Origin of the sequence: Actinospineispora spinosispora DSM 44797 (genome assembly GCF_000429025.1) — a bacterium.
In the GTDB taxonomy this organism is placed as follows: Bacteria; Actinomycetota; Actinomycetes; order Mycobacteriales; family Pseudonocardiaceae; genus Pseudonocardia; species Pseudonocardia spinosispora.
This window is the reverse complement of record NZ_KE386840.1, coordinates 1-19239: the sequence shown is the minus strand read 5'-3', so window position 1 is coordinate 19239 and position 19239 is coordinate 1. Positions and strand designations below refer to the sequence as shown.

At 70.1% G+C, this 19239-nt stretch carries 20 protein-coding genes; 12 read left to right on the top strand and 8 right to left on the bottom strand.

The features are described from left to right. Positions 1–20 precede the first annotated feature (20 nt). Positions 21–1163 (top strand): MBL fold metallo-hydrolase, encoded by a 1143-nt coding sequence (locus G406_RS0143550; RefSeq protein WP_245607453.1) that lies wholly within the window; start codon positions 21–23, stop codon positions 1161–1163. Between the two features lie 51 nt (positions 1164–1214). Here G406_RS0143550 and G406_RS53450 read toward each other — a convergent pair whose 3' ends face one another. Continuing rightward, on the bottom strand, positions 1215–4862 hold the full coding sequence (locus tag G406_RS53450; RefSeq protein ID WP_245607452.1) for an indolepyruvate ferredoxin oxidoreductase family protein: 3648 nt from the start codon (positions 4860–4862) through the stop codon (positions 1215–1217). A 99-nt stretch (positions 4863–4961) separates the two neighbouring features. On the opposite strand from G406_RS53450, the gene G406_RS53445 reads away from it, so the two are divergent. From G406_RS53445 to G406_RS0143525, 4 genes are read left to right on the top strand one after another with little or no spacing between them, the layout of a single operon-like run. Beyond that, positions 4962–5750 carry an IclR family transcriptional regulator gene (locus G406_RS53445; protein WP_037081600.1) on the top strand — a complete coding sequence of 263 codons (789 nt, stop codon included), beginning with the start codon at positions 4962–4964 and terminating at the stop codon, positions 5748–5750. Positions 5751–5754: 4 nt separating this feature from the next. Continuing rightward, positions 5755–6546, top strand: coding sequence for a 2-keto-4-pentenoate hydratase (locus tag G406_RS0143535; RefSeq protein WP_028938771.1), 792 nt, complete (start codon positions 5755–5757; stop codon positions 6544–6546). A gap of 14 nt (positions 6547–6560) precedes the next feature. Beyond that, entirely contained in the window at positions 6561–7331 is a 771-nt protein-coding gene (locus G406_RS0143530) for a 2-keto-4-pentenoate hydratase (RefSeq protein ID WP_037081596.1), read from the top strand. Positions 7332–7354: 23 nt separating this feature from the next. Next, entirely contained in the window at positions 7355–7558 is a 204-nt protein-coding gene (locus G406_RS0143525; protein WP_028938769.1) for a 2-hydroxymuconate tautomerase, read from the top strand. Here the strand turns inward: G406_RS0143525 and G406_RS0143520 are convergent, their stop codons facing one another. Both G406_RS0143520 and G406_RS0143515 read right to left on the bottom strand, forming a co-directional pair. Then, complete coding sequence (locus tag G406_RS0143520) at positions 7559–8497, bottom strand: NADP-dependent oxidoreductase (RefSeq protein WP_028938768.1); 939 nt, start codon at positions 8495–8497, stop codon at positions 7559–7561. It lies immediately after the preceding gene. 18 nt (positions 8498–8515) lie between these two features. Beyond that, the gene (locus G406_RS0143515) at positions 8516–8734 is read right to left on the bottom strand and encodes a hypothetical protein (RefSeq protein WP_037081593.1); all 219 of its coding nucleotides are present in this window, start codon (positions 8732–8734) and stop codon (positions 8516–8518) included. A gap of 112 nt (positions 8735–8846) precedes the next feature. On the opposite strand from G406_RS0143515, the gene G406_RS0143510 reads away from it, so the two are divergent. From G406_RS0143510 to G406_RS0143500, 3 genes are read left to right on the top strand one after another with little or no spacing between them, the layout of a single operon-like run. Next, positions 8847–9050 carry a hypothetical protein gene (locus tag G406_RS0143510; protein ID WP_028938766.1) on the top strand — a complete coding sequence of 68 codons (204 nt, stop codon included), beginning with the start codon at positions 8847–8849 and terminating at the stop codon, positions 9048–9050. After that, entirely contained in the window at positions 9047–9634 is a 588-nt protein-coding gene (locus tag G406_RS59600; protein WP_051343494.1) for a DUF6879 family protein, read from the top strand. The genes G406_RS0143510 and G406_RS59600 overlap by 4 nt, the downstream gene beginning before the upstream one ends. Further along, positions 9631–10482, top strand: a complete 852-nt coding sequence (locus tag G406_RS0143500) for a helix-turn-helix domain-containing protein (protein WP_028938765.1) — start codon at positions 9631–9633, stop codon at positions 10480–10482. Before G406_RS59600 ends, G406_RS0143500 begins: the two co-directional genes overlap by 4 nt. On the opposite strand, the gene G406_RS0143495 is transcribed toward G406_RS0143500, so the two are convergent. Further along, positions 10468–10824, bottom strand: coding sequence for a YkvA family protein (locus G406_RS0143495; RefSeq protein WP_028938764.1), 357 nt, complete (start codon positions 10822–10824; stop codon positions 10468–10470). The genes G406_RS0143500 and G406_RS0143495 overlap by 15 nt on opposite strands. A 138-nt stretch (positions 10825–10962) precedes the next feature. On the opposite strand from G406_RS0143495, the gene G406_RS53435 reads away from it, so the two are divergent. Then, positions 10963–11682, top strand: a complete 720-nt coding sequence (locus G406_RS53435; RefSeq protein WP_245607451.1) for a PadR family transcriptional regulator — start codon at positions 10963–10965, stop codon at positions 11680–11682. Positions 11683–11744: 62 nt separating this feature from the next. Here G406_RS53435 and G406_RS0143485 read toward each other — a convergent pair whose 3' ends face one another. Further along, entirely contained in the window at positions 11745–13097 is a 1353-nt protein-coding gene (locus tag G406_RS0143485; RefSeq protein ID WP_028938763.1) for a 4Fe-4S binding protein, read from the bottom strand. A gap of 51 nt (positions 13098–13148) precedes the next feature. Here G406_RS0143485 and G406_RS0143480 point away from each other — a divergent pair, with 51 nt between their 5' ends. Then, positions 13149–13613, top strand: a complete 465-nt coding sequence (locus G406_RS0143480) for a winged helix-turn-helix transcriptional regulator (RefSeq protein ID WP_028938762.1) — start codon at positions 13149–13151, stop codon at positions 13611–13613. A gap of 592 nt (positions 13614–14205) precedes the next feature. On the opposite strand, the gene G406_RS0143475 is transcribed toward G406_RS0143480, so the two are convergent. Further along, the gene (locus G406_RS0143475; protein ID WP_028938761.1) at positions 14206–15162 is read right to left on the bottom strand and encodes an ATP-binding protein; all 957 of its coding nucleotides are present in this window, start codon (positions 15160–15162) and stop codon (positions 14206–14208) included. A gap of 79 nt (positions 15163–15241) precedes the next feature. Continuing rightward, entirely contained in the window at positions 15242–16555 is a 1314-nt protein-coding gene (locus tag G406_RS0143470; protein WP_211241459.1) for an MFS transporter, read from the bottom strand. A gap of 164 nt (positions 16556–16719) precedes the next feature. On the opposite strand from G406_RS0143470, the gene G406_RS0143465 reads away from it, so the two are divergent. Together G406_RS0143465 and G406_RS53430 are read left to right on the top strand one after the other, a co-directional pair. After that, on the top strand, positions 16720–17676 hold the full coding sequence (locus G406_RS0143465) for a proteasome assembly chaperone family protein (protein WP_245607450.1): 957 nt from the start codon (positions 16720–16722) through the stop codon (positions 17674–17676). A gap of 126 nt (positions 17677–17802) precedes the next feature. After that, positions 17803–18813 (top strand): alpha/beta fold hydrolase, encoded by a 1011-nt coding sequence (locus tag G406_RS53430; RefSeq protein ID WP_051343492.1) that lies wholly within the window; start codon positions 17803–17805, stop codon positions 18811–18813. Positions 18814–18923: 110 nt separating this feature from the next. Here the strand turns inward: G406_RS53430 and G406_RS0143455 are convergent. Then, the coding region (locus G406_RS0143455; protein ID WP_211241458.1) for a transposase at positions 18924–19239 on the bottom strand (316 nt) is incomplete at its 5' end.

The following is a 19239-nucleotide window of genomic DNA, read 5'->3' as shown; positions in this document are numbered from 1 at the left end:
GCGCGCTCTACTCTGGAACCGTGCCGTTAGTCCACCATGCTCGCGCCCTGCGCTCCCTGACCACTACCGTGCTGCGCGCCACTGTGCTCGGCGCCACGACCGCCGGGATGGGACTGCTGGCCCGAGCCGCATGGGGAATCCCGACGGCGATCGGCGCCTCCGCGACGGCCATCGAGCAGATCGCGACGGGTTCGCCCCGGTACGGCAACCGCGAGTTCCGCAACACCCTGCCCAGCGCGATGCTGCAGCCCGCGAGGGCGGGCTCGGTGCTGGTGTCCATGCTGACCAGGGGCAACACCGGCACGCCGTCCGGCCCGGTCCCGATGGTCGTCCCCCACCACCCCACGGTCGCCGACGAGCTCGCGGTCACCTGGTACGGCCACTCCAGCGCGCTGATCGAGATCGACGGCAGGCGGGTCCTCGTCGACCCGGTGTGGAGCGACCGCGCGTCACCGTCCGCGCTGCTCGGCCCCAAACGGCTGCACCCGGTGCCCGCCGGCCTCGACGAGCTGCCGTCGATCGACGCGGTGCTCATCTCCCACGACCACTACGACCATCTCGACCTGCCCACGGTGCGCGAGCTGGTCCGGCGCGGACCGGCGCCGTTCGTCGTGCCACTCGGTGTCGGTGCTCATCTGCGGTCCTGGGGCGTGCCCGCCGAGCGGGTCGTCGAGCTGGACTGGAACGGCCAGGCCAGGGTCCGCGAGCTGACCCTCACCTGCACCGAGGCCCGGCACTTCTCCGGCCGCGGGCTGTCGCGCAACACGACGCTGTGGTCGTCCTGGGTGATCGCCGGGCCGCAGCACGGGGTGTTCTTCGGTGGTGACACCGGCTACACACCCGCGTTCGCGGAGATCGGCGCCCGGTTCGGCCCGTTCAACCTGACCCTGCTGCCCATCGGCGCCTACCACGACGAGTGGCCCGACATGCACATGACGCCGGAGGAGGCTGTCCGGGCGCACGGTGACCTGGGTGGCGGCCTGCTGGTGCCGGTCCACTGGGCGACGTTCAACCTCGGCTTCCACGGTTGGTCCGAGCCCGTGCACCGGCTGCTGGAGGCGGCGGACCGCTCGGACGCGCGCGTCGCGGTCCCGATGCCCGGCGAGCGCTTCGCGGTCAGCACCCCACCGGACCTCGACTGGTGGAGCGCCCTCGGCCGCTAGCTCGCTGATCACCTCGTGAGTGTTGAGTGTGGCCATAGCCACACTCAACACTCACGAGGTGCGCCAGGGCTTGTCACGCAGAGTCCCATTAGCCTCATCGAGCGAGGGCTGGTCGATGCCGAGCTCGGCGAGGCGGGCACGGTAGCGGGCCACGTTCGCTGTTTTCACCTCTTCGTAGCCTCTGACCAGGTCGGCCGCGTCGGCGGCCGCTGTCGCCGTGTCGTAGTTCGCGCTGGTCAGTGAGCTGGAGAGCCGGGCGATCATGGTCGTGTAGGAATCGCGCAGCTCACGTTCCAACCGGCGGATGCTGGTACGGCCGAACGGGTCCAGCGGGGTGCCGCGAAGCCGCTTACCCTTCGCCAGCGTCCGCAGCACCGGCCGCAGCCACGGGCCGAACGCGATCTTGTTGTCGCGGCCCATCGCGCGTAGCACCGGCGGGTGCAGGCGGTAGCGCATCTTCGTCCCGCCGGGGACCTCGGCGGCGAGCCGCCGCTCGAACTCGGGGTCGGTGAGCAGCCGGGCGACCTCGTACTCGTCCTTGTACGCGGTGAGCTTGAACAGGCCTCTGGCGACAGCCTCGCTGTACTCGGTCCGCTCCCCCGCGACCGCCCGCTCCGCCCGCCAGGCGGCACGCACCTGGTCCAGGTAGCGACGGGCCGTGGCGACGTTCTGGAAGCCGACCAGCGACGCGGCCCTGACCTGCGCGATCCTGCGGGTCTCGCCGGCCAGTTCACCCAACTCCAGCCCGGCGGGCAGTGGTGCCGGGGCCGACTCGACGGGCCCGGAGGCACCGGTGGCCTCCGCGAACGCCGCCGGATCGGCGACCGCGACCCGGCCCCAGCGGAACGCGGCGGTGTTGGCCGCGACCGCGACACCGTTCAGCTCGATCGACCATTCGATCGCCTCGGCCGACAACGGCAGGGCGCCGGCCTGGTAGGCGGCCCCGACCAGCAGGAACGTCGCCGGCATCGCATCGCCGAAGAGCGCCTGCGCGGACGCGGACGCATCGACGGCCACCAGGTCCGCCACGGAGCCGGCGATCCGGTCGAGCAACGCCGTGCCGCCGGGAGCGCGAACGGAGGCGTCCCGCACCATCGCGCCGGTCGGCACCTCGCTGGTGGAGACCACGGCGGTCGTCGCGTCCGCACTGGTGTACGCCAGGTTCTTGGCATCCGCGCCGACGAGAGCATCGAACGCCAGGTAGCAGCGCGCCTGGGCGGACCCGACCCGGTTCGCCGGGGCGAGCTGGTCCGCGCCGGCCGCGACCCGCAGGTGCGACGTGACCGGACCGGCCTTCTGGGACAGCCCCGTCTGGTCCACCCCGTGCACCGCGAGCCCGTCGCGCACCGCGGCGCTGCCGAGCACCTGGTTCACCGTGACGATCCCGGTACCGCCGATGCCGGCCAGGAAGACGTCCACCGTGCCGCTCGGCACCTGCCACGGCACGTCCGGGACCTCGGGCGGCTCCGGGCGGCGGGTCCGCGCCGGCCGCGCGCCACCCGAGGGAACCTGGACGGTGACGAACGAGGGACAGTCGCCCTTCAGGCAGGAGTAGTCGGTGTTGCAGGACGTCTGGTCGATGCGGGTCTTGCGGCCGTACTCGGTGTCCACCGGCTGCACGGACAGGCAGTTGCTCTGCACGCCGCAGTCGCCGCAGCCCTCGCAGACCGCCTCGTTGATCACCACCCGGGTCGGCCGGATCGGGATCGTGCCGCGCTTGCGCAGCCGCCTCGACTCCGCCGCGCACCGCTGGTCGTAGATCAGCACGGTCACGCCCGATACCTCGGCGAGCACCCGTTGTGCCTCGTCCAGGCGGTCGCGGTGCCACAGCTCGACACCGTCGGCGAGCGGCTCCAGGGTGCGGTAGCGCTCCGGTTCGTCGGCGCACACGATGAGCCGCGCGACGCCCTCGGCGGCGAGCTTGCGGGTCAAGGCGGGTACTTCCAGGCCGCCCTCGGCGTCCTGCCCACCGGTCATGGCCACGGCGCGGTTGTAGAGCAGCTTGTAGGTGATCGACACACCGGCGGCGACACAGGCCTGCACGGCGAGCTGGCCGGAGTGCGCGAACGTCCCGTCGCCGATGTTCTGGAACATGTGCACCGGCCCGTCCGAGCCGTCGAGCAGCGCGGCCTGGCCGATCCATTGCGCGCCCTCACCGCCCATCTGGGTCAGCGAGCTGACCTCGGTCCCGGGCCGCTGCGCCATCGCCACCATCGCGTGACACCCGATGCCGCCGCCCGCGATCGACCCCTCCGGCAGCTTCGTCGAGGTGTTGTGCGGGCAGCCGGAGCAGAAGTACGGCGTGCGACTGACCGGCAACAGCTCCAGCACGGGGCGCGAGGCGAGGTCCGGCGGTGCCAGCCGGTCCGCGACCTCGGAACGGGCCGCGAGGACCCGGCGCAGCGGGCCGGTCACGGTGCCCGCGGTCAGCTCACCGAACTCCGGGATGAGCGGTGCGCCCTGTGCGTCGGTCGACCCGATGACCTCCGGGGCGTTCGCCAGCCGGTACAGCGCGTCCCGGATCGCGGACTCGACGAACGCGGTCTTCTCCTCGACGACCAGCACCGTGTCCAAGCCCTCGGCGAACCGGCGGACCAGGTCGCGTTGGATCGGGTGGATCATGCCGAGCCGCAGCAGCCGGATACCCGAGCGGCGCAGTGCGTCGTCGTCCAGCCCGAGATCGAACAGTGCCTGGCGTACGTCGTGGAACGCCTTGCCGCCCGCGATGATGCCCAGCCAGGCCTCCGGGGTGTCGACCTCGACGGTGTTGATCGGGTTGGCGTCGAGGAACGCGCGCAGCATCGCCCAGCGCGGCCCGTAGAGCTGCTCCTCCGCACGCACCGACGCGGGCGGCAGCAGCATCGGGACCTGCTCGTACTCCCACCGCCTGCCCTGCCAGTCCAGCTCGGGCACGGTGATCGGGACGTCGGACACCGACCCGTCGACCGTCCACACCCCGTCGGCGACGTCGGCGACGATCTTCATCCCGACCCACAGCCCGGACGCCCGGGACAGCGCTACGCCGTAACGCCCCAGCCGCACGATCTCCTCGGCACTGCCGGGGAACAGCACCGGCAGCCCGAACCCGGCGAGCGCCCGCTCACTGATGCACGGGATCGTCGAGGACTTGCACGCCGGATCGTCGCCGGCCAGCACCAGGACGCCGCCGCGCGGGTCGGCGCCACAGATGTTGCCGTGCCGCATCGGATCACCGGCCCGATCCACGCCCGGGGCCTTGCCGTACCAGACGCCCACCGCGCCGTCCACGCCGCGACGGCGACCGGTGACCTCGACCTGGCTGCCCCAGATCGCGGTCGCGGCCAGCTCCTCGTTGACGGCGGGGACGAACTTCAGTCCCGCGGCGTCGAGGAGTTCCGGAGCGCCCGCGAGGGTCTTGTCCAGGCCGCCGAGCGGGCTGCCCTGGTATCCCGACACGAACGACGCGGTGCGCAGCCCGGCTCGCGCGTCGGCCTCGTGCTGCTCGACCAGCAGCCGCCCGATCGCCTGAACACCGGTCAGCAGGACCGGGCCCGCGCCCGCCCGGTACCGCTCGGCAAGGGAGAAATCCACCGGCTTCGTCACGTCCGACTGCAGCGTCACCCGCACGCTCCTCCAGGTCGCCGAGCTGACCGCCGACGAGTCCGGCGGCCCCTCGTTCGACACTCTGCCCCAGGACGGGCCCACGCGCAGGAACAGCACGCTTGACGGCGTATCCGGGCAGAACATACGTTGCGCTCATCGGCGCCGACGTTCCGGGAATCGGAACGCCGCCGGCCCGGGAGAGGGCGGTCACCCACGATGGCGGACGCCAAGCTCTCGACGGTACGCAACGCGGCGCGCCTGCTCAAAACCTTCCTGCCGCACGAGGAGGAACTGGGCGTCGCGGAGCTGGCACGCAGGTTGGGGCTGGGCAAGAGCAGTGTGCACCGGCTGCTCGCGACGCTGCTCGACGAAGGTCTTCTCGAGCGGGATCCGCGCACCGGCCGTTATCGTCTGGGCATCGTGATGTTCGAGCTGGGTGAAGCGGTCAGGGTGCACATGGACCTGCACGCCGCCGCGGGCGCCGCCCTGATCGCGCTGCGGGAGCGCACCGGCGAGTCGGCGCAGGTGGCGATCCTCGACGTGCCGGACGTCGTGTACGTCGACCGGGTCGAGAGCCCGCACACGTTCCGGCTCTACACCGACGCCGGCAGACGGGCGCCGCTGCACTGCACCAGCTCGGGCAAGCTGCTGCTCGCCCACCGGCCGGACGCCGACCAGGACGCCTTCCTGGCGACCGCGCGCCTGGAGCCGGTCACCCGGCACACCGTCATCGATGCCGAGCAGCTGCGCGTCGAGCTGGCCACGATCCGCTCGCGGGGCTGGGCGGAGTCGGTCAACGAACGCCAGATCGGGCTCGCCTCGATCGCCGCGCCGATCCGTGATCTCACCGGCGAGGTCGTGGCGGCGATCAGCGCCGGGGCGCCGCTCAGCCGGTTCCAGGCGGTCGCGCGTAAGCGCCTGACCCAGGCGGTCGTCGATGCGGGCCAGACCGCGTCCCGGCGGCTCGGCTGGTCACCCCAGGTCGTCTACATGAGGGAGAGCTGACCGCATGCCGGTGACGGACCCGTCCGGGAAGGCCCGCGCGTTGTACAAGGCTCGACGTGCCCGGGTGCCGATCGCCCCGTTCACCGACGAGGACCCCTCGTTGGACATGGCCGACGGGTACGCGATCCAGCGTGAGCTGGTGCCGCTGCTACTGGCGGACGGCGACCGGATCGTGGGCTACAAGGTCGGGCTCACCTCGAAGCCGATGCAGAAGATGATCGGGGTGGACTCCCCCGACTACGGGCCGGTACTCGCCTCGACGCTGTACCGGGACGGCGACACGATCGGGCTGGACCGGTTCATCCAGCCGAAGATCGAGGCCGAGATCGTGTTCGTGCTCGGCGAACGGCTGGCCGGGCCGAACGTGGTGGTGACCGACGCGGCGGCGGCGATCGCCGGTGCGACCGCGGCGATGGAGATCGTGGACTCGCGCATCGTGGACTGGCGGATCAAGCTGGCCGACACGGTCGCCGACCTCGCCTCCAACGGTGCCGCGGTCACGTCGGGACGGGTGGTCCCGCTGTCCGGCCTGGACAGCCGGTTGATCGGGATGACGCTGACCCGCAACGGGGAGCTGCTCGACACCGGCGCCGGGGCGGCCGCGCTGGGCGACCCGGTCGCGGTGGTCGCATGGCTGGCGAACGTGCTGGGCGAGAACGGGATCGCACTGGAGCCGGGCCATCTGGTGATGACCGGCGCGCTGCACGCCGCGGTGCCGATGGCGGCGGGTGACGTGTTCCGGGCCGAGTTCGACCGGCTGGGCCCGGTCACCGTCCGGGTCGCCGAAACCGCCTGAGGAGGAGGACGTTCATGGGAGACGGCGTGGATGTGACCGGCCTGGCCGCGCGGCTGCGCGCCGCGGTCAGCGACCGGACCGCGATCGAACAGCTGACCGACGACGTACCCGACCTGGACCTGCGCTCGGCGTACCGGGTGCAGCGGGAGCTGCGCTCGCAGGCCGGTCCGCTGGCCGGCTGGAAGCTCGGGGTGACCTCGCGGGCGAAGCAGGCCCAGGTCGGTGTGAGCGACCCGATCTACGGGTTCCTCGCCGCTGAGCACGCGATCGATCTCGGTGCGCCGTTGGACACGACCGAGCTGATCCATCCTCGGGCCGAGCCGGAGATCGTGTTCACCCTGGGCCGTGATCTGTCCGGGCCGCACGTCACCGCCGCCGACGTCCTCGCCGCGACCTCGGGTGTCGCGGTCGGGGTGGAGATCCTCGACTCCCGGTTCCGCGACTACCGGTTCACCATGGCCGACGTCGTCGCCGACAACACCTCGGCCGGCCGCTACGTCGTCGGAACGCCCGTGTCGCCGTCCGGGATCGACCTCCGGCTGGTCGGGGTCGTGCTGGAACACAACGGCGAGGTCGTGGCCACCGCCTCCGGCGCCGCGTCGCTCGGCCACCCCGCCGCCGCGGTGGCCTGGCTTGCCCGCGCGTTGCACGCCGAGGGGGAAGGCCTCACCGCCGGCGAGGTCGTGCTGTCCGGTGGCCTGACCGCGGCGGTCCCCGTCGCACCCGGCGACGTGGTCGTCGCCTCCATCGACCGGCTGGGCGGCATCGAGCTCGCCTGCCGCTGACCGACCCTGAAGGAGAGATCCACATGCCGCTCGTCCAGATCACCCTCGCCACCGGCCGCACCGCCGAGCAGCTCGACGCGCTCGGCAAGGCAGTCACCGCGGCGGTCGGAGAGTCGATCGGCGCCAAGCCCGAGTCGGTGCGGGTGATCATCACCGAGTGTGAACCGGAGAAGTGGTTCATCGGTGGCGAGTCGATGGCCGATCTCCGGGCGTCCGGTCAGCGCTGATCAGACGGTCAGCACGATCTTGCCGGTGGTGCGGCCGCCCTCGCTGAGCCGATGCGCGTCCGCCGCCCGGTCCAGGCCGAACGTCTCGGCGACCAGCACCCGCAGGGCCCCGTCGGTCGCCAGGTCCGCGAGCTTGTCGAGCGCGTGACCGTCCGGCTCCACGATCATGCCGGTGGCACGCAGCCCGCGTTCCTCGGCGGCGGTGATCGCGTCCGCCGCCGCCTTCGACGGGAGGCACACCAGCAGGCCGTCGGGGCGCAGGAGGTCCAGCGAGCGGACCGCCACGTCCCCGCCGATCAGGTCGAGCACGACGTCGACCGGGTCGAGCACCTGCTCGAACCGGGTGCCCTGGTAGTTGACCGCCTCGTCCAGCCCCAGGTCGCCGAGCAGCCGGTGCTTGGCCGCGCTGGCCGTACCGATCACGTACGCGCCGAGGCTCTTGGCGATCTGGACGGCGAGATGTCCGACACCGCCCGCCGCCGCGTGGATCAGCACGCGCTGGCCCTCGGTCACCTTCGCCACGTCGACGAGTGCCTGCCAGGCGGTCAGCCCGGCCAGCGGCAGCGCCGCCGCCTGGATGTCGTTCAGCGCGGGGGGCCGCGCGGCGAACTGGCGCGAGGGCGCGGTCACGTACTCGGCGTATCCGCCCGCCTGCCGGGGGAACCACGGCATGCCGAACACCGGGTCCCCGACCGCGAAACGGCTGACCCCGACACCGACCGCGTCGACGACACCCGCCACGTCCCAGCCGAGGACCGCGGGCAGGTCACCCAGGAACGGGCTCATGCCCTGGCCGGCCCGGGTCTTGCAGTCGATCGGGTTCACTCCCGCCGCGGCCACCTTGACCCGGATCTCGGTGGGCAGCGGCCGCGGCATCGGGCGCTGCCCGACCGACAACACGTCGGGCTCCCCGAAACGGTCCAGGACAACGGCACGCATGAACTCCATGCCTCATGTCTAGCCGATCACATCCGTCTCAGCCCGCTGGGCACGCCGCTCGCACTCGCCCAGCGCGGCGGCGTGCCACCAGGAGAACCGCACGCGGCCGTCCGGGAGCCGACGGTAGACCGGCTCGCCGTCCACGCACTGCCGAATGTGCCGGCGGTGCCGGACGGTCAGCACCACCAACCAGATCACGCAACCGATCTCCCCCAACGCCCGGGCAACGTCACTCATGCGAGAACTGTGACATATTTGCTGATGCAATGATTTGCAATTGCACAGAATTGCTCGACATATACGAACTTGGACTGCAACCATGGACGCACCGACAAACTAAGGAGTCGCCGTGAAACTCACCTTTCTTGGCAAGGTGACAGAGGAAGGCGAGAGCCCGACCCTCTACGCCAGCGACCAAGGGACACTGGTGGTCCAGGGGTGGAAAGTGGTCGACCAGGACGCGCTCGCCACCATGAAGCTCCCTCAGCACGAGACTGCCGTGGAAGTCCCGAGGGAACTCATGCAGTTCTTGCCCGAATCCGAAGCACGATGACCAGCCCACTCACCAGCGACCAGTTCAACCAGCTGTTCAAGGACGTTCGCCACTCGGCACGTCGCCTCGAGAACCGGGGCCGCTACAACGTCGACTACGAGAGGGAGGGCCGTGAAGCCTTCCTCGCGGGTGAACGCCCCCAGGAACGACCGGCTCGCTCCAGCCCTTGGGATCTCAACGTCCACGCACAAACAGCGTCGGGCGCACGGTTCGAACGAGTCCGGATCATGGACGAACCGCTCACGCCTTACAACCGATACATGATCTGGACCAACGCCCAGAACGAGCGGAACGGCGAAGACATCCGCTATCTGTGCCGCAGCCGCGCCAACGAGCTCGAGCTACCGGACCACGACTTCTGGGTGTTCGACTCGACCCACCTGCTGCTCATGAGGTTCACCGCGAACGACCGCCCGTTGGGGCATGACCTGATAAGCGATCCAGCCCTGATCGCCCGCCATGAGGCATGGCTGGACCTCGCACTCGCTCAGGCAACGCCGTGGAAGGATTATGTCGCGGAGGATCCCACTCGGACTGAGCCTCCAATCCGGCTCCAGCCGGGGGTGACCACTGGAGGAATGTGACCGAGGAGCACAACGGCCGTACCGGTTTCGGCAATCGCCTACGCCGGCTTCGACAGGACGCCGAGCTGTCCGGCAAGGAACTTGCCGGACAGCTCGGTTGGCCTGCTTCCAAGGTGTCGCGATTGGAAAATGGACGTCAGACGGCGTCCACCGATGACGTCCACGCTTGGACGAAAGCTCTCGACGTATCAGAGGACGTCCGCGACGAACTGGTCAAGGACCTGCGCAGCCTCCGCGTCGAATACGCAACCTGGCGGCGCCAGCTCAGCTCCGGGTTCGCGCCGCGACAGCGCGCCGGAGTCGTACTCGCCAACGCGACGGCAGAATTCCGAGGGCTCACCACCTCCATCGTGCCGGGCCTGCTGCAGACCGCCGATTACGCGCGCCACGTCTTCCTCGGGCTCGCCCCGCTTCACGCGGACACAACAGATGTCGAAGAGGCCGTGCGCACCCGGATGCGCCGGCAAGAAGTGCTGTACCAACCCGAGCGTCATTTCCGAATCGTGGTCACCGAGTCATCGCTGCGCGCTCGGCCGTGCCCACTCCCGATCCTTCGCGCGCAGCTCGATCGACTACTGGCGCTCTCCGGGTTGCAGAACCTGCAACTCGCCGTGCTCCCCTCAGACGCGCGACTACCGACGTCGGCGAAGCACAGCTTCTGGATGTACGACCAGAACCTGGTCCTGGTGGAGACGTTCAGTGCGGAGCTGGCTATTCGGGACCGCGAGGACATCGAGCTCTATGAGCGGCTGTTCGAGGCGTTCTGGAGTGCCGCGCTGCACGACCAGCAGGCGTTCGACTTCATCGCGGCTCTGGCACTGGAGCTGGGACGTTCAGCCGCCGAGTGACGGCTGCTCGCGTTCCCAACCCAGGTACCGCTCGGTCTCGCCGAGGAAGCTGCCGGCCAGCCACAGCGCGACGACCGCGTCGTCGCCCAGGCCGAAGACGTTGAACAGCAGCTCCGGGATCACGTCGATGGGCGACACGAGGTAGGCCGCCGCCAGCACGAACAACGCGAGCCTTCCGCGTCCCAGCCCCGGGTATCTGCCCGCGACGGACGCCCCGAGCAGCCGGGGCAGGGCACTCGCGCGCTCACCCAGCGTCGGCGCGCCGGGCTTGCGACCGGCCGAGATCGCTCGCCACAGGGCCCGGAACGCGGCTATCCGCTGTGGGGTGAACCTGGCTGACACACCAGCACCAACGCCTCACCGCACGGCCGGGTTCCGCACTGCCTCAAAAGAATTTCTTGCCAAACGATGCTTAACGACATATCGTGAGTGCAGCGGCAACAGTCGCAACATGACTTAGACACATCAAGGAGCATCATCATGAGCACCATGGACATGACCGGAGACCCCCGCTGGAACCTCATGCGGGGCGCACTGCGCCACCGGGCGCGGTTCGAGGCGTTCGCTGCCGATCGAGGCGATGAGACCCCCGGTGACGAACGAGGTAGAGGACGAGGTCGGGGTCGCGGCGGGCATCGCCGAGGTCCGCGCGGGTTCGGACCGGGATTCGACGGTCTCGGCGGCCCGGGTTTCGGTCCGCCGTTCGGCGGGCCGGGGTTCGGAGGCTTCGGCGGTGGACCACGTGGCCGTCGCAGCCGACGATCCCGGGGGGACATCCGGCTGGCGCTGCTGACCCTGCTCGACGAGCAGCCGAGGCACGGCTACGAGATCATCCAGGAGATCGCCGAGCGCACGAACGGCTCGTGGCGCCCGAGCCCCGGCTCGGTCTATCCCACGCTGCAGCAGCTGGAGGACGAGGGTCTCGTGCGGACCGAGGAGTCCGACGGACGCCGCACCCAGCAGCTCACCGACGCGGGCAAGGCCTACGTCGAGGAGCACCGCGAGGAGCTGTCCCGCGTGTGGGACCAGGTGGACGACGAGGTCAGCGAACCGGTCGCCAATCTGCGCACCCAGTACGGCCAGCTGCACGCCGCGGTCGCCCAGATCATGTCGGCGGGCACCGACGCACAGCGTGAGACGGCGGCCACCGCGCTCGCCGAGGCACGCAAGACGATCTATCGTCTGCTCGCCGAGGACTGATCCTCAACACCACACCGGGCCGGAGCCGACAAGCCCCGGCCCGGTGTCGCGACCACCGCCGCTCAGCTAGGGAAGCACCGCCCGAAAGCGACCAGCAGGCGAGGTGGCCCGCTCAGGCGGATCCTGCGCAGCAGCAGGGCGGCCACGAGCGAGCGCTCCCCCGCCAGGAAACCGAACCAGGTGGCGGTATCGGCGCGCACCCGCAGTTCCGCGTCGCCCTGATGGCCGTCGGAGATGGTCAGCTCGCCATCCCGGATGGCCGCGGTGAGCTCCCGCTGCTCGGCGCCGGTGAACGTGAAGTGGTAGGTCGCGTCCAGGCCCCGGGACGCCTCGCGCTGGAAGATCAGCGGCAGACCGTTGACGAACCCGTCGACGCTGCGTGCACGTAACCCGTTGCCCACCCGCTTGATGCGCTTGTGCGGGAACCGGCGCGCCACGTAGGACTCCGCGTCCGACTCGGCCACCACGTAGATCGTCTCCGGCTTGTCCTGCAGCGGACGTACCACCTCGGCCAGATGCGTCTTGCGGCTGTCCAGGTACGGGCCGAGGACGTCCTGACCGGCCGGGCAGACCGACACGCAGTACGCGGCCTTGTAGTTCGACCCGAAGGACAGGCTCTGCCACATCGACGCACTCTCCGGCTCCGAGACCTTCGCCCGGTACTCCTTCGCGCTGCCCGACTCGACGACCTGCTCCACCCAGTCACCGAAACCGCCGAGGAACTCCCGGTAGTTGTGGGTGTAGCAGGCTGAGAAGTCGAAGCGGCCGTCCGGGTTGATCGCCCCGGTCGGGCACGCCGCGACGCACAGCTTGCACTCCATGCACGGGTTGTAGTCCAGCGGACGGTCGTAGGCGCTGATCGGGACGTCCACGACGACCGTCCCGAGCAGGATGAAGTTGCCGAACTTCGGGTGGATGACGTTGCGATGGATACCGATCCGGCCCAGGCCCGCCTCGACGGCGATCGGTTTGTGCGCGACGACCCAGATGCGCTCGCTCGGGAACCGGTCCATCTCCATCGGGAACCCGACCGACCCGTTGAAGGCGCGCACCCCCCTCGACTCCAGCTCCGTGACGACCTTCCTCGCCACCTCGTTGGTGTCGTGGTTGGTCAGGTGGAACTCCAGGTTCGCCGCCGAGCGGGCCGGGCTACGGGTGTTCTCCCGGTTCATCGTGCAGACGAAGCTGATGAGCGCGCGGGGATGACGGAACGCCTTCTCGATCTCCAGCCGCTCGTCGGCGAGCTCGGGGCGTTCGATCTCGACGAAGCCCACCGCGTCGGCGCCGGCGTCCTCGCACAGCCGGCGCAGCCAGTCGGCGTCCAGCACCTCCGGCGCTGTGACCGTGGCCCGACTTCGCACGGCGATCACGTCGGGATGCGAGTCGAGCTTCGACGGCCTCGTCGGTCGCTTCATGCAACTAACCCTAGAGCAGCTACGATTCATGATGCAACTCACTCTGTTATCGTGATCGGTGTGCTGGGACGGACCTACGACGGCGAGGTGTGCTCACTCGCGCGTGCGCTGGAGATCGTGGGCGAGCGGTGGACCCTGCTGATCGTGCGTGACGCGCTACTCGGGCTTCGGCGGTTCGAAGAGTTCTCCGAGAGCCTCGGCGCGGCGCGCAACATCCTCACCGACCGGCTGGGTCGACTCGTGTCCGCCGGAGTACTGGAGCGGGTGCGCTACCAGGAACGGCCCGATCGGTACGAGTACCGACTCACCGCGATGGGGCACGGGCTCGCCGTACCGGTGCTGTCGTTGATGCAGTGGGGGGACGCCCACCTGGCCGGGCCGGCCGGGCCCCCTCGGCTCGCTCTCCACGCGTCCTGTGGCGGGCCGTTGGCGGTGTCGGTGACGTGCTCGGATTGTGAGTCCCGGGCTGAGGTCGAGGACGTCCGGATCACCTGGGGGCCCGGGTTCGGCGGGTGAGTCCCGCTCGGGCCTCGGGCCGTGTCGCCGCCGGTCGGGGTTGCGGGCGCGGTCCCCGCTGGCCGAAGTTGCGGGCGCATCCCCGCCGGCCAGCGAGTGTCTTGGCGTGGTCGGGCGGCGTCAACCCCCGGCTTCGCCGGCCTCGCAGCCGTACCTGGTGCATGCCGTTCGGGGGCGAGGTTTCAGGGTTGACACCGCCCGACCACGCCAAGTGCGGGCCAGGATCGCGGGGAACGGGGCAGTCTGCGGCGCCGCTGTGCGGCGCCTGGCGCACTCTTACGGCGACGGGCTGCGCCCGCGCCCTGTTTTGCGCCTCCTTGGACCACGGCTGCGCCGCGCCCCTGCCGTCCCTGGCTGCGGCGCGTGCCCGGGTGCAGTCCGTCCCCCAGGTGCACTTCGCATACCTGGCCCGCACTTCGCACACGTTGGGGCGTCTGCGAAGTGCACGCTGGGTGCGCGGAGTCGCCCTGCTCGTCCCGGGGGCCACAGCCGTCACGCCTCGCAGACCCCGACGTCGCGTCGCAGACGCTGCAGTGTCTGCGACGCGACGTCGGGGTCTGCGAAGGTGGCGTTCGGCGACGGTGAGGGGTGGTCAGACCGCCAGTTCGGCCGCGGGGCCGGGGACGTAGTCGGGGTCGATCTGGGTGGTCAGGTCAGTGCCCAGGGACTGGTTCGCCCAGGCCTGGGCGTTGCGCCGGTGGAATTCCAGCGTTCCTCGGTGGTACGCGGCCCAGTCTCGGTCGACCGCGTCCAGCTCGGCGAGGATCGTGTCCAGGGCTGCGCGGTTGTGGGGTTCCAGTGCCGACATCGGTTCGACCTCGCCGCGCTCGGCCGCGCGCACCCAGGACGAGTGGCCGACCGTGGCCAGCAGTGCCGAGCCGACCTGTCCGCGCAGGTAGTCCTCGTCGGTCGAGTCGGTGACCTTGTTGCCCACCACACGCAGCTCGAGCGGGTGACCCTCGGCATTGGCCTGGTACTGGCGGAACACCCCGACACCTCGCCGCGTCGGCTCGCTGACCAGGACCGTCAGGTCGAAGCGGGTGAACAGGCCGGACGCGAACGCGTCGGCCCCGGCCGTCATGTCGACGACCACGTACTCCCCCGGGCCGTCGTGCAGGTGGTTCAGGTAGAGCTCAACCGCTCCGGTCTTCGAGTGATAGCACGACACGCCGATGTCCTCGGAGTCGAACTCGCCGGTGACCATCAGGCGCGCGCCGCCGCTGGCCACGCTGTGCCGCGCCAGCACCTCGTCCGACGGATCGAGCCGTGCCGTGCGGGAGCCCCGACCGGGTGGCGTGGTCTTGATCATCACGTCGGCCGAGGGCACCCTGGGGTTGTCGCCGCGCAGGTGGTTCTTCAGCCAGGGCAGGTCCGAGCCGAGTGCGCGGGGCGCCTGGGCCTCCGACAGGCCCAGGGCCTGACCCAGGTGCTGGTTGATGTCCGCGTCCACGGCCAGCACCGGACGACCGAGCTCGGCGAGGTAGCGGGTGAACAGCGCGGCGAGAGTGGTCTTGCCACTGCCACCCTTGCCGACAAAAGCGATACGCACGACAACGCCTGCCCTTCTTCCGGTCGTTCCGCCTCAACGGCGTTAGAAGAAGATGATAGTCATTGTCACTAATGGGTGATCAGCTCACCGTTTCGGCTGACCTCTCCCGTCGCCGTGCCAGCGCCACGCGCAGCGGCAGAACGACGATGCCGTCCCGCGCCATGACCCGTCTGGTCGACCTTCGGGCCCGCAGCACCCCCACCACCGCGATCGCCCAGATCACGTACTGGGAGCACCACGCGATCCGGAAGTCGGCCGCCGAATACCCGTCCGGGCCTCCCACCAGGCTCAGCACCACCCCGATGGCGAAGACCACGACCACCGAGGCGCTGAACCCGCCGACGTTCACGATCCCCACGGCCGTGCCCTGACGGTCGCCGGGGTTGAACGTCCGTGCATAGTCGAAACCGATGACCGAACCCGGCGCACCCACCGCGATGACCGCCACCAGCACCACCAGCAGCCAGTGCGGCACGGGTTGCGGCAGCGCCAGCACCACGGTCCAGACCAGCGCGTTCGCCGCGATGATCGACAGCACCAGCCAGGAACGCCGCATCGGGTACCGCGCGGTCAGCTCGCCGACGAGCGGGCCCGCCACGATCCCGACCAGCACGAACACCGTGAGCAGGGCGCTCGCCTGCCCCGGGGACAGTCCCTGGCCCGCGACCAGGAACGGCACACCCCACAGCAGCGCGAACACCGTGCCGGAGAACTGCGTGCCCATGTGCGACCACAGCCCGAGCTGCGTGCCGGGCGTGCGCCAGGCGTCCTTCAGCCCGCGCGACACCTGGGCGAGCGAGGGCGGCGCCGACGGGGCGTGCGCACCCGAGGGGCGGTCCCGCACCACGACCAGCACCAACACGGTCACCAGCACACCGAGACCGCCCGCCGATGCGAAGGCCGTCGTCCAGCCCGAGTTGTTGAGCAACGCGGCCAGCGGGATCGCGCTCAGTACCTGCCCCAGCTGCCCCAGCAGCGCTGTGAGTTGCGTCATCAACGGGGCCCGCCTCGGCGAGAACCAGGCGCTGACGACCCGCAGCACACTGATGAACGTCAGCGCGTCACCGAGACCCACCAGGACCCTGGCGAGCACCGCGAAGGGCAGACCGACGGCGAACGCCAGCAGCAGCTGGCCCGCCGCCATCGTCACCGCGCCGACCAGAATCAGCGTGCGCGGCCCGAAGCGGTCCAACAGCATGCCCACCGGCACCTGCATGCAGGTATAGACCAGCAGCTGCAGCACCACGAAGGTGGACAGCATCGCCGGTGAGGCGTGAAAACGATCCATTGCCGCCAGCCCGGCTACACCGAACGACGACCTCTGCAGCACCGCCACCAGATAGGCGAGTACTCCGACCGACCAGACCAACCAGACACCACGTCGCATTTCCATCTCGATTCCATCGTGACGGACCCGACGTCTTCAGGCCACGGAATGGGATGGATCTGACGTGCCGTGACGTTGACACTGGCGAAAGCAACACCGGACAACGGCGCTCGGCGAGATCGACGAACGAGTCGGACGAGCCGCCGGGCGTGACGAGGAGGAGGTCCAAGGTGCTGGATCCCACCGAGCTGTACCAGATCGAAGAGGACGCCGACGCCGTGCTGGCCGCGTCCCCGGCCGAGGACGGCCTGTCCGTGGGCGCGGACGCCGAGGAGCCACGGGTACTGCTCCACCACCTCGGTGGGTACATCGACGCCGGCCAGGCGGGCAGGCTCGCGATCGAACACCTGCTGTCCAGCCTTCCGTCGAGCCTCGTGGCGACCTTCGACGTCGACCAGCTGCTGGACTACCGCTCGCGGCGACCGACCATGACGTTCGAACGTGACCACTGGGCCGACTACGACGAACCGATGCTCGCGCTCTACGCGCTGCGTGACCTTGCGGGCACGCCGTTCCTGCTGCTGACCGGCCCGGAGCCGGACACCCAGTGGGAGCGCTTCGCGGCCGCCGTCGCCGAGCTCGTCGAGCGGTTCTCCGTGGACGTCACCCTCGGCATCAACGCGATCCCGATGGCCGTGCCGCACACCCGGCCCGCCGGCGTCACCGCGCACGCCACCCGTCCCGAGCTGATCGACAACCACGAGCAGTGGTCCACCGTGGCCGAGCTGCCCGGCAGCGCGGGCGCGCTGCTGGAGCTGCGTCTCGGTCAGAACGGGCACGACGCGATGGGGCTCGCCGTCCACGTGCCGCACTACCTGGCCGAGACCGAGTACCCGCACGCCGCCCGCACCCTGCTGGACCACGTGAGCGTCAGCACCGGCCTGCTGCTGCCGACCGACGCACTGACCGAGGCGGCAGCGGAGATCGGCGCGGACATCGAGCGCAAGGTCGCCGGTTCCGAGCAGGCGATCAAGGTCGTCCAGGCACTGGAACGCCGCTACGACTCCGCTCTCGCCGGTGAGGAGCGCCCGTCGCTGCTGGCCCAGGACCAGCCGCTGCCCACGGCGGACGAGCTGGGCGCCGAGGTCGAGCGGTTCCTCGCCGAGCAGGACCACGGCACCGCCTGATTCCGCGGCCTTCGGCAACAACAACGAAACCTTCCCGGAAACTGCCCGCAGCCGAACGCACCTAGCCTCGCTGAGACAGCGAGGCTGGGTGCGTATGCCTCGCCAGGCGAGGACTGGCGGTGCGCGATGACGGCGAGCAGGCAGTACCGCGAGTACGTCGGGCGATTAGGCCCTGCACCGGCGCGCGAACCCGAGCTGCGCTTCCGGCTCGTCCACGGCTACCGCAGGGCGTTCCGGGTCGCCGGAGCCGGACCGCCGCTGGTCCTGATCCACGGCATCGGGGACAGCTCCGCGACGTGGCTACCGATCATCTCCTACCTCGCCAGGCGACACCTGGTCATCGCGCCGGACCTGCTCGGGCACGGTGAGTCGGACAAACCCCGCGCCGACTACTCGATCGCCGCCTACGCGAACGGCGTGCGCGACCTGCTCGGTGTCCTCGGTATCCAGCGGGCGACCCTCGTCGGGCACTCGCTCGGCGGCGGCGTCGCGATGCAGTTCGCCTACCAGTTCCCGGAACGCACCGAACGGCTCGTCCTGGTCGGCAGCGGTGGCAGCGGCCCGGAGGTCAGCGGCTTCCTCCGGGTGTTGACACTGCCCGGCTCACAGGCGCTGCTCCATCTGCTGCGCCTACCCACCGCCCGCTGGCAGATGGGCGTCGGGATCGCGGTGCTGCGGGCCCTCGACACCGCCCTCGGCCAGGACGCCCCCGACCTGCTCCGTGTGGTCGATGCGCTCCCGGACGGCACCGCCCGCGCGGCGTTCATCAGGACGCTGCGCTCGGCGGTCGACTGGCGCGGCCAGATGATCACGATGCTGGACCGCTGCTACCTCACCCGGGGTATGCCCACATTGCTCGTCTGGGGCTCCCGCGACGCACTGATCCCGGTCGAGCACGCCTACCGCGCGCACGACGCGATGCCCGGCAGCAGGCTGGAGATCTTCGACGGCGCGGGACACTTCCCGTTCCACACCGACCCCGGGCGGTTCGTCGACACGGTCGAACGGTTCCTGCACGAGACGGCACCCGCCACGTGGAACCTCGAACAGTGGCGCCAGCTGCTGCGCGCCGGTCGGTGTGCGACGTCGTCCGACCCCGAGTTCACCGGAACGGCAGACGAACGCAGCGCCACCTGACGCACACCCGCTCCGCACCGACCTCGCAGACCTTCATGTCGCATCGCAGACACTGCGGCGTCTGCGACACGACAGGGTCTGTCTCGTGATCGGTGTTTCCGGCGTCAGTTTCAGTAGGTCTCGGCTCCCGGCCAGCGGTCACCGAACGTGATGGCGAATGCGTTGATCACTGGCTTCCAGCGCATTGTCCACCTGGCGCGGCCTGTCCCGGTTGGGTCCAGGCTGCGAGTCACAAGGTACAGGCACTTCATCGCGGCTTGCTCGGTCGGGAAATGCCCTCTCGCGCGGATCGCCCGCCGGTAGCGGGCGTTCAGTGATTCGATCGCGTTCGTGGAACAGATCATCCCGCGAATCTCGACGTCATAGTCGAGGAACGGCACGAATTCTTCCCAGGCGTTGCGCCACAGGCGGATCATCGCACTATAT